Consider the following 9,439-nt stretch of genomic DNA (forward strand, 5'->3'; position numbering starts at 1 on the left):
GGATGGCCGAACGGTAAGGCGCACGCCTGGAAAGCGTGTTCCCTTTCGGGATTCTGGGTTCAAATCCCAGTCCTGGCGTCTCTCGTCGCGAACAATCCGTGAGCGACGAGTACCCAACGAGGGGGATTTGAACGTACGCCAGTCGCAGCCCGCGCAGCGAACGGAGTGAGCGAGCAGGACCGTCTGGAGGTGGGTTCAAATCCCAGTCCTGGCGCTTCCCGCCGCTACCGACTGCGAGCGACGGGTAGCGGCGTGAGCAATTCGTCGCCACTGCCGAGTCGTTCGCTCCCCGTTATCTCGCCCCTACTAATGGCGGTCTCGCTGATACATCCGCGAACGTGACCGTCGGGCGTTCCCGACGGTGGCCGAAACATGAATCGGGTCGCGCGATTCGCCGAAATCGCGGGCGAGGACGGGATCGGTGACGCCCTCCGGTCGACGCGAACGTACCTCTCGAACCGGTCGTTCCCCCTCACCTACTGGGGGCGGGTCGCCTCGACCGCGGTCCGTCCGGATCGCGTTCATCCCTGGAGGCCGATCTGGATCGATCCGCACGACGTCGAGTGGTCCTACAAGCGCCGGCCGGTCCACGGGGACGGGGGCCGCGTCTTCGCCTTCGACTGCACGGCGGACGCCGGACGGGTCGTCGGCGGGGACTGGGATCGCCGGGTGCGCGTCGAGTACGGCGACGTGCCGAAGGTCGAGGCGACCCGCGACCGATTCGAGGACGGGATCCCGTGGGAGGAGACCGGACTGTTCGATCACCTGCTGGACGTGATCGAGCGGCGAGGCGTCTACGACGGGTGCGAGACGGAGGCGGACCTGCGGGAACGCTACGAGCGGATCGACCGGTTGTACGAAGCCGTTCGCGACGACGGGTTCGCGAGCCGCGCGGAGCTGTGCGATCGGTTCGCCTATCGGTGCCGGCTGGACGTTCCGAAAGTCCACGTCGGACGCGACGGGACGTTCGTCCACGCCGGCGGGAGCGGCAATCACCGGATCGCCATCGCCCGGGTGCTCGACGTTCCGATCGAGGTCCGCGTCGTCGTGCGACACCGCCGCTGGCAGCGCCTCCGGGAGGAACTCCGATCCGCGAGCACCCCCGCGGCCCTGAGCGAGCGGGCGCGGGCGAATCTCGACCATCCCGACGCCGAACACCTCGTTCCGGCGTCGTGGGCGGACTGATACCGACGGCCGTGACTGGTTGATGGTACGACCGCAAGACGATTCGCGGTCGTGCTGGAAACGACTCGCGGCCGTCGTCGCGACGCGTCGCCGGACGGACGGCGGCGGACGTATCTTTCAAGACGCCGCGCCCGAATCGTCGACGTATGAACGAGGCGAATCCGCCGGCTCCGACCGTCGAGGAGGCCCTGCACACCACCCTCGGCCTCTCGTTCGAGGACGCGGTGGCGCACGTCCAGCTGGAACACGAGTACGCCGGCTTCGAGACGGTCGCGCTGACGCGCCTCGACGAGTTCGTCGCGGGCGTGCTCGGAGAGGAGATCCGGAGGACGGCGCTGCTCGTGGTCTGTCACGCCGAGATCGCGAGGGACGCCCTCGAGATCGACCCGCAGCTGGCGGGACTGCTGCCGTGTACTACCGTCGTCTACGAGGGCGACGACGGCGACGTTCACGTCTATCACGCCTCGACGACGAAGGCGATCCGCGACCTGGGTTGTGCCCCCGCCGACTGCGAGCCCGCGGTCGCGGCGCTCGTCGAGCTGACCGGCGAGGTGATGGCGGAGGTGTGGGCGAACGTCGAGCGCTACGCCGAGGGCGCGTCGTCGGCGTAGGCCGCGACGGTCGCCGCTCGATCTCGGCGGGCGCGCCGTCCCCCTGGCCCGAATTCAGCGCTCGATCTTGGCGGGCGCCCCGTCCGTTCGGGCTCGAATTCAGCGCTCGATCTCGGCGGGCGCGTCGGTCGCGATCCAGCGATCGGGTTTCTCGGGGTGGCGCAGCTCGAGGCGGCCGGTCGGGCAGACGACGAACTCGGGGCGGTCGTCCGCGGGCGGGAGTCGCTTCGGGCGATCGGTCATGAGACGGACGTCCACGCCGGTCGACAAGGGTACGCCCCGCGTACCGCGGGCGGAGCCCGTGCCAACGCGATATTTCTCGGCCCGCGAGGGGGCGACTCCGGACCCGCGAGACGGCGACGATCCGCGAGACGGCCCGCGCCGACCGGATCGACGGCGAGTCACTCCCCGGACGCGCCGCCCTGGTAGATGCCCAGATAGACCGACGCGATCGCGCACGCGACGCCCGCGAAGAACAGGTAGCTGTAGACGGAGTCGGGCGTGACGGGCGCGCTCTCGTTGGCGAGGGCGCCGCCGAAGCCGACGAGCAGGAGGACGAACGCCGCCGTCCGCAGGTGCAACGGGAGCCGCGAGCGCCGGGGCTCGGCGGCCTCCTCGGCGTCCGTTCGGTCCCGGTCGAGTTCCGCGTCCATCGCTGGTCGGTCGAGAGGACGACCGGGCAGGTAAAGCTGGCGCCGGACGGACTCGCGGCGGTCGTCCTCGACGCCGCGACGTGCGTCGCGCTCGGCCGGCCCGGCGGGAGGACGATTCTCGGTGAAGAGAACTCGATACGACGCGGACGAGATGCGACGCGGAACCTCCGGCGCGAATCGACGAAACGCCCGTATAACAAACGACGACTGTCACGTCGGTCGACGAAAGATGCCCGCGAACCCGTCCGCCGCCGACCGACCGTTCGTCTCGGTCGTCGTCCCCGTCTACAACGATCCCGACGGGATCCGAGCGACGCTCGATTCGCTCGTCGACCAGACGTATCCCGAAACCGCCTCCGAGGTGATCGTCGTCGACAACGACTCCACCGACGAGACGCCCGCTGTCGCGCGGTCGGTCGCCGCCGACCACCCCGGGCTCGTCCGGCTGGTGCGGGAGACGGAGATCCAGAGCTCCTACGCGGCGCGGAACGCGGGGGTTCGGGCGGCATCGGGCGACGTCATCGCGTTCGTCGACGCGGACGTCGTCGCCGACGCCGATTGGCTCGAAGCCGGCGTCGAGGCGATGGGCGAACGGGGCGCCGAGTACCTCGGCTGCCGCGTCGACGTCCCGTGCCCCGAACCGACGTTCGCGGGGCGGTACAACGCCGCCACGGGGTTCCCCGTGAGACGGTACGTCGAGGAGGGGTCGTTCGCGCCGACGTGCGCGCTCTTCGTCGCGCGAGCGGTCTTCGCGGACGTCGGGACCTTCGACGGCGGCCTCGTCTCCGGCGGCGACGTCGAGTTCGGCCGGCGGGTGGCCGCCTCCGGCCGGAAGATCCACTACGCGCCGGAGGCGCGGGTCGAGCACCCCGCCCGGACGTCGCTCCGGTCGCTGCTCGAGAAGTACGTCCGCGTCGGGGGGGGCGCCGTCCAGCAGCGTCGCCGCTACCCCGACCGGTTCGATCCCCGGCCGCTGTACGATCCGGTGCTGTACCTGCCACCGCACCCCCTTCGCTTCCACCGGAACTTCGGCGCGGAGTGGGACCGGCTGAGGCGGACGGAGAAGCTCGGACTGTACGCGGTCGGCGCGCTCGTCAAATTCGCCGAGACCGGCGGCCGCCTCGCCGAGCGGTTCGGCGTCGGTTCGGCTCCTGCCGAGGGGATAGACCGTCTCGGTCCGGCCGCCACCGGCGGACGCGCCGAGCGGGTCGCCGAATTCGATCCGGCGGCAGACGCCCAGCTGGCTGGTGAATCTGCGGGTGCAGAGCCGACAACGGAATTCGAATCGATGACCGACGCCGAGCGGGCCGCGAACGCGACGGAGCCGTCCGACTAGCCGAACGCGGTCACTGCGCCGCGTAGAGCTCGGCGTACGTTCCCTCGCGGTCGAGCAACTGTCCGTGTCGCCCCCGCTCGGTGATCCGGCCGTCCTCGAGGGTGAATATCCGGTCGGCGTCGCGAACGGTCGAGAGGCGGTGGGCGATCGCGACGATCGTCCGATCGCCCTCCATGGATTCGAGTTCCGACTGCACCCGACGTTCGATGGTGGTGTCGAGATCGCTCGTCGCCTCGTCCAGCACGAGGACCGCCGTATCTTCGAGGATGGCGCGGGCGAGGGCGATGCGCTGGCGCTGGCCGCCGGAGAGCCTGACGCCGTCGTCGCCGAGTTCCGTCTCGTAGCCGTCGGGGAGGTCCTCGAGGAACTCGGTGACCTGGGCGATCCGGCAGGCTCGCTCGAGTTCCGCCCGCGAGGCGTCGGGGTTGGCGATCGTCACGTTGGTCCGGAGCGTGTCGTTGAAGACGTAGGGGTCCTGGCGGACGTAGGCGACGCTCGCGCGCCAGTCCTCGACGTCGTACTCGGCGAGCGGGCGGCCGGCGACGCGGATCTCGCCCGAATTCGGGGCGTACAACCTGGCGAGCAGCGCGGCGATCGTCGACTTCCCCGCGCCGGATTGGCCGACGAAGGCGACGAACTCGCCGCGCTCGACGGTGAACGAGACCTCCTCGAGCACCCGTTCGACCTCGCCGCCGTCCGTCACCGCCCGATCGCCCGCGGCCCCGTCGTACGCGAAGGTGACCTCGTCGAACTCGATGGGGGTCGGCTCGTCGGGGACCGGCCGGTCGCCGCCCTCGACGTCCGGATTCGCCTCGAGCTCGTCGATGAACTGCTGGGTGCGGATCAGGTGCGGGAGCCGTCCTTCGACCTTGTAGAAGTACTTGTTCGCCTGGCTGACCCGCGGACCGACCTGGAACATCACGAAGAGGAACGCGGCCAGCGCCGCCAGCGACATGTCGGCGATCGCGACCGAGACGTAGATCAAGCCGAAGACGAGCAGCGCGGTCGCGAGGTTGTAGAGGTTGCTGATCACCGCCTCGTTCCGACCGAGCGAGATGGTCGCCTCGGTGAACCGATCGACGCGTCGCGAGAAGTCCCGGTAGAGCTCGTCCTCGAGGCCGAGAAGCCGCACGTCGCGGATCCCTTGCGTTCCGGTCTGGACCGTCTCCTGGATCCGTTCGTTCGCCTCCGCCACCCGATCGCCCAGCGAGTAGCCCGCTTCGGTCACGTTCCTGACGCCGATCGAGAGCGCGACGATGAGGACGCCGGCGACGGCCGTCAGCGCGGGCGCGATGACGAACGCGATCGCCAGGTAGACCAGGACCAGCAGCGTCATCTGGAGGAAGCGCACGGCGTCCCGGATGACCTTGCCCGCGTACTCGGCCTGCGTGACGATGGCGTTGAGGATGTCGTCGGATCCCTTCGAGTCGTAGTAGGCGGCTCGGGCGTCGAGGGCGCTGCGGAACGCGCTCCGCTGGAGTTCGCGGACGTACCACGTCTGCAACGCCACGCGCAGCCAGGCGACGGCGATGCTGGACAGGAACCTGACGGTCATGACGGCGCCGACGACCAGCACGATGTAGCCGAGCGTGAACGGGACGCCGGCGAGGTCGAACGCGGCCGCGAAGGCGCCGACGGCGCCGTCAGCGTCGGCCACGTCGCCGGAGCCCTGGGCGACCTCGATGATCGGGATGATGAAGCTGACCCCGATCCCCTCGAGCATCGCGACGAACCCGCTGAACAGCACGATGGCGACCGTCACCGCCGGCTTGTAGGCTACGACCAGGTAGAGCCCGTAGCACTTCTCGCGGAGCGTCAGATCGTCGGAATCCATCGAATCGGATGTGGCGACGAGCCTGTCACCCATTGTAATCGTACGGATACCGATCTCGAACCCGCCGGGCCGTTCCGGACGACGGTTCCGTTATCGACCGCCCGGAAAGTTACGCAATCAATACCGTCCGGTTCTCGAGACGGTTTCGCCCACGTCGGCCGGTCGTCCGTTCGATTGCAACCGGCGCCCGGGTGCACGCCGAGAACCGCGGTGACCGACCGACGACGGCGCGATCGGGTGGCGCTGTCGTCCCGGTCGGCGGTCGCACCGTACCCGGAACGTTCCCGACTTGCGGACGGTAACGGATCGATAACTTTCTCCGGCGCGGACGGATTTCCCGGACGAATGGAGATGGATTCGGTCCGCGGAACGCTCCGGCTCGCCCGCAGCGCCTACCGGACGGGTGGCACCGCCGGCTTGCTCGCGGCGACCGTCGAGCGCGGGCTCAGCCGTCCGCGCGTTCACCCGAAACTGCACTGGCGACTCGCCAGGGCCTACTATCGCCGACGCTGCGCGAACGACGTGGCGGCGTACGACGCGGCGCCCGATCCGTTCAAACTCGAGCGGGTTTCGCCCGATCGGATCCGGCGCCACACCCGCCGGGAGTACCCGCCGTACCGTGATCGGCTGGCGCTGTTCGGCGCCGTCCGGGGCGGAGACTGGGATCGCCGCGACGGGCCGCCGGTCGATTCCGGGTACCGGGGGCCGCCGGCAGAGCTGTTCCTCGCCGACCGATTCGAGGGGTCGGTGCTGTACCGGTCGCTGGAGGGGCGCTTCGAGCGGGGCGTTCCCTGGGAGGAGACGCCGCTGGTCCGCGAGGTGCTCGATCTCGTCGAGGAATCGGGACCGGATCGCGTCTGGCACGAGTGCGAAACCGCGGCGGACGTTCGCCGCCGGTGCGAGCGCCTCGACGCCCTCTACGCGTCGATCCGGGACGACGGCTACCGGTCCCAGCGGGCGCGATTCGGGACCGACCCGTCCGTCGGCTTCCGGCACTGTCTGCGCCACGAGATCGCGGTCGACGTCGGTCGCGACGGCGAACTCTTGTTGGTCTGTGGCAAACACCGGCTCGCGATCGCGAAACTGCTCGGACTGGACGCCGTGCCGGTGGTCTTTCTGGTTCGCCACCCGGAGTGGATGCGCCGTCGGGGGGACGCGATCGGCGGCGGCGTCGCCGAACCGCACCCGGATCTCCGAGATATCGGGCCGTGAGCCCGCTCGAAGCGGCGGCCGGCCGGTTCGGGCTCAGGTCGGTTCCGTCCAGAACTTCGTCTGGAGACCCCGCGTGAACCGGGCGAATCGAACGGCCGACCGGTACGTGAGGTGGCCGCCGAGGGCGAGCGCCAGGTAGACGTACGCGCGCCTGGCGCGCGGGTTCGACCGGATCGCGCGGAGGGCGAACCGGCGCGCGTCGCCGTAGTGGCCGTTCGTGAGCCCCGTCCCCGCCACGGTCGTCGCGAGCCAGGCGCGAAACTGCCGCTCGCGACCGTGCTCGGCGGCCAGTTCCCGGTGCTTCTCGAGGAACAGCGGGTGCGTGGTATCCCGCTTCGGCTCGAACGCGTCGTCGATCTGTTCGTAGTCGCCGAAGCGGCGCTCGACGAGCGGTTCCCGGACGGAGACGAACTCGCAGTGACGGGAGAGCCGGATCATCCACTCGCGGTCCTGCAGGGCGGGAAACCGCTCGTCGGGGAGGCCGGCGTCGTCGACGACCGACCGTCGAACGAGCATCGTCGAGAAGGTCCCGGCGGGTTCGCCGGCCATCAGGTCGCCGGTGGCCTCGCCCTCGATCGTCGGGAGTCTGATCGCCGTCTCGTCGTCTCCGTGGAGGGTCCGCTGGCCGACCAGGGCGACGCCGGCTCGCTCGCCCGCCCCCCAGAGCGCGGCCACCTGGCTCGCCACCGTCTCCGGCGACCACCGATCGTCGTCGTCGAGAAACGCCACGTACTCGCCCGCCGCGGCGCGGATGCCGGTATTTCGCGCGGCGTTCGCACCGCGGTTCTCGTCGTGTCGCAGACACCGCCACTCGAGCGCCGACGGGGCGCGCTCCTCGAGAATCGTCGCCGCCGGCGTCGGCGAGCCGTCGTCGACGACGAGCAACTCGAGGTTCGGATACGCCTGTGCGGCGACGCTTTCGACGGCCTCCACGAGCATCCGGGGTCGGTCGTACGTCGGCAGGACGACGCTCACGAGGGGCGACGCGTCCGGATCTCCCGTCTCCATGTCGACCTGAACGTCACGCGTTCGAGACATTGTTAGTGCCTGACTACGGCAGAACCGACCGGCGATGGTCGCGGGTGGGGCAACCGACGGTCGCGGGCGGGGGCAAACGTTAGCCCCTGGCGCACGTACGAACGCCCATGTGTGGTCGCTACTCGCTGTTCGCGCCGCCGGAGGACCTGGAGGAGCGGTTCGACGCGGCGTTCGCGGAGCCGTTCTCGCCGACGTACAACGCGGCGCCGGGCCAGCGACTCCCCGTCGTTACCGACGAGCGCCCCGAGACGATCCGGCAGCTCGAGTGGGGACTCGTTCCGTCGTGGGCGGACGACGACGGTGACGGGCTGATCAACGCCCGTGCGGAGACCGTCGACGAGAAGCCGAGCTTCCGGGCGGCCTATCGGGGCCGCCGGCCCCGCGAAGGGAACGAGGAGTCGACCGATTCGGCGCGATCGGGACGGTGTCTCGTGCTCGCCGACGGCTTTTACGAGTGGGTCGAAACCGAGTCCGGAAAACGGCCGTATCGCGTCGCCTTCCCGGACGATCGGCCGTTCGCGATGGCCGGACTCTGGGCGACCTGGGAGCCGGAGACCACCCAGACGGGCCTCGACGCGTTCGCCGGCGGCGCGGCGGACGATCCCGACGGCGACGCGCTCGAGACGTTCGCCATCGTCACCACCGAACCGAACGACGTGGTCGCCGACCTGCACCACCGGATGGCGGCGATCGTCGAGCTGGAGGACGAGCGCCGGTGGCTCGAGGCCGACGATCCCCGCGACGCCCTCGATCCGTATCCGCCCGACGAGCTGCGGGCGTATCCGGTCTCGACCGCGGTGAACAGCCCGGCGAACGACGAGCCCGCGCTCGTCGAGCCCGTCGAGTCGGTGTGACGGCACCGACGGCGGCCGACCGGACGGGTCGACCCTCGGTACCGGTATTCGCCCGATCGAGCCTCTCCGTGCGCCGACGTCGCAGACGGTCGACCGAGTCCGTCCGAGTGCCGTCATCCGGAGCGGCGACCCCGTGCGACTCCGTCCGAGTGCCGTCATCCGGAGCGGCGACCCCGCGCGACTCCGTCCGAGTGCCGTCATCCGGAGCGGCGACCCCGCGCGACTCCGTCCGAGCGACGCTCTCGACCCGTCGACTGCGAATCCACTAATAAAACCTACCGTCTGGTGCGAGATACGTTCACATTCCATACGGCGGGTTCGGGGCCGTATCGGTCGGTGCCCGCCCACCGTACGACAGTTTTCCGGAACCTCCGTCCACCGGCTCCGACGCGATGGCGTCGCCCTGATCGGCACATTTATGTAGAAGGACAATCAACGAATCGTTTGACTATGAGCCAGCGAATGCAGCAGGGACAGCCGATGATCGTCATGAGCGAGGACTCCCAGCGCGTCAAGGACAAGGACGCGCAGGACTACAACATCAGCGCGGCGCGCGCGGTCGCCGAGGCCGTCCGCTCGACGCTCGGTCCCAAGGGGATGGACAAGATGCTCGTCGACTCGATGGGCGACGTCACCATCACGAACGACGGCGTCACCATCCTGAAGGAGATGGACATCGACAACCCGACGGCCGAGATGATCATCGAGGTCGCCGA

10 protein-coding genes are annotated in these 9,439 nt (G+C 69.6%); 6 read left to right on the forward strand and 4 right to left on the reverse strand.

Annotation, left to right across the window (positions count from 1 at the left end; all coding sequences use genetic code 11):
- Positions 1–372: 372 nt before the first annotated feature.
- Both QZT59_RS15750 and QZT59_RS15755 read left to right on the forward strand, forming a co-directional pair.
- The gene (locus QZT59_RS15750) at positions 373–1,185 is read left to right on the forward strand and encodes a hypothetical protein (protein ID WP_290818564.1); all 813 of its coding nucleotides are present in this window, start codon (positions 373–375) and stop codon (positions 1,183–1,185) included.
- A 146-nt stretch (positions 1,186–1,331) separates the two neighbouring features.
- A complete protein-coding gene (locus QZT59_RS15755; protein ID WP_290818566.1) occupies positions 1,332–1,796 on the forward strand; it encodes a DUF302 domain-containing protein in 465 nt (154 codons plus the stop codon).
- Between the two features lie 99 nt (positions 1,797–1,895).
- On the opposite strand, the gene QZT59_RS15760 is transcribed toward QZT59_RS15755, so the two are convergent.
- The gene (locus QZT59_RS15760) at positions 1,896–2,039 is read right to left on the reverse strand and encodes a hypothetical protein (RefSeq protein WP_290818568.1); all 144 of its coding nucleotides are present in this window, start codon (positions 2,037–2,039) and stop codon (positions 1,896–1,898) included.
- Between the two features lie 158 nt (positions 2,040–2,197).
- A complete protein-coding gene (locus QZT59_RS15765) occupies positions 2,198–2,449 on the reverse strand; it encodes a hypothetical protein (protein WP_290818570.1) in 252 nt (83 codons plus the stop codon).
- A gap of 229 nt (positions 2,450–2,678) precedes the next feature.
- Between QZT59_RS15765 and QZT59_RS15770 the strand changes: the two genes are divergently transcribed.
- Positions 2,679–3,785 (forward strand): glycosyltransferase family 2 protein, encoded by a 1,107-nt coding sequence (locus tag QZT59_RS15770; protein ID WP_290818572.1) that lies wholly within the window; start codon positions 2,679–2,681, stop codon positions 3,783–3,785.
- Between the two features lie 10 nt (positions 3,786–3,795).
- On the opposite strand, the gene QZT59_RS15775 is transcribed toward QZT59_RS15770, so the two are convergent.
- Positions 3,796–5,619 carry an ABC transporter ATP-binding protein gene (locus tag QZT59_RS15775; protein ID WP_290818574.1) on the reverse strand — a complete coding sequence of 608 codons (1,824 nt, stop codon included), beginning with the start codon at positions 5,617–5,619 and terminating at the stop codon, positions 3,796–3,798.
- A gap of 345 nt (positions 5,620–5,964) precedes the next feature.
- Between QZT59_RS15775 and QZT59_RS15780 the strand changes: the two genes are divergently transcribed.
- Positions 5,965–6,831 (forward strand): hypothetical protein, encoded by an 867-nt coding sequence (locus QZT59_RS15780; protein ID WP_290818576.1) that lies wholly within the window; start codon positions 5,965–5,967, stop codon positions 6,829–6,831.
- Positions 6,832–6,864: 33 nt separating this feature from the next.
- Here QZT59_RS15780 and QZT59_RS15785 read toward each other — a convergent pair whose 3' ends face one another.
- Positions 6,865–7,839: a glycosyltransferase gene (locus QZT59_RS15785; RefSeq protein WP_290818578.1), complete on the reverse strand. Its 975-nt coding sequence runs from the start codon at positions 7,837–7,839 to the stop codon at positions 6,865–6,867.
- A 137-nt stretch (positions 7,840–7,976) separates the two neighbouring features.
- On the opposite strand from QZT59_RS15785, the gene QZT59_RS15790 reads away from it, so the two are divergent.
- Complete coding sequence (locus QZT59_RS15790) at positions 7,977–8,723, forward strand: SOS response-associated peptidase (protein ID WP_290818580.1); 747 nt, start codon at positions 7,977–7,979, stop codon at positions 8,721–8,723.
- A 450-nt stretch (positions 8,724–9,173) separates the two neighbouring features.
- Positions 9,174–9,439 (forward strand): TCP-1/cpn60 chaperonin family protein (locus tag QZT59_RS15795; RefSeq protein WP_290818581.1); only part of this gene is annotated, 266 nt, incomplete at its 3' end.

This window comes from Halovivax sp. (genome assembly GCA_007119345.1).
Taxonomy (GTDB): Archaea; Halobacteriota; Halobacteria; order Halobacteriales; family Natrialbaceae; genus Halovivax.

Coding starts and splice junctions, on each gene's coding strand:
- QZT59_RS15760 (WP_290818568.1), bottom strand. CDS start 2,039: ATGACCGATCGCCCGAAGCGACTCCCGCCCGCGGACGACCGCCCCGAG.
- QZT59_RS15785 (WP_290818578.1), bottom strand. CDS start 7,839: ATGGAGACGGGAGATCCGGACGCGTCGCCCCTCGTGAGCGTCGTCCTG.
- QZT59_RS15780 (WP_290818576.1), top strand. CDS start 5,965: ATGGAGATGGATTCGGTCCGCGGAACGCTCCGGCTCGCCCGCAGCGCC.
- QZT59_RS15770 (WP_290818572.1), top strand. CDS start 2,679: ATGCCCGCGAACCCGTCCGCCGCCGACCGACCGTTCGTCTCGGTCGTC.
- QZT59_RS15790 (WP_290818580.1), top strand. CDS start 7,977: ATGTGTGGTCGCTACTCGCTGTTCGCGCCGCCGGAGGACCTGGAGGAG.
- QZT59_RS15765 (WP_290818570.1), bottom strand. CDS start 2,449: ATGGACGCGGAACTCGACCGGGACCGAACGGACGCCGAGGAGGCCGCC.
- QZT59_RS15750 (WP_290818564.1), top strand. CDS start 373: ATGAATCGGGTCGCGCGATTCGCCGAAATCGCGGGCGAGGACGGGATC.
- QZT59_RS15775 (WP_290818574.1), bottom strand. CDS start 5,619: ATGGATTCCGACGATCTGACGCTCCGCGAGAAGTGCTACGGGCTCTAC.
- QZT59_RS15755 (WP_290818566.1), top strand. CDS start 1,332: ATGAACGAGGCGAATCCGCCGGCTCCGACCGTCGAGGAGGCCCTGCAC.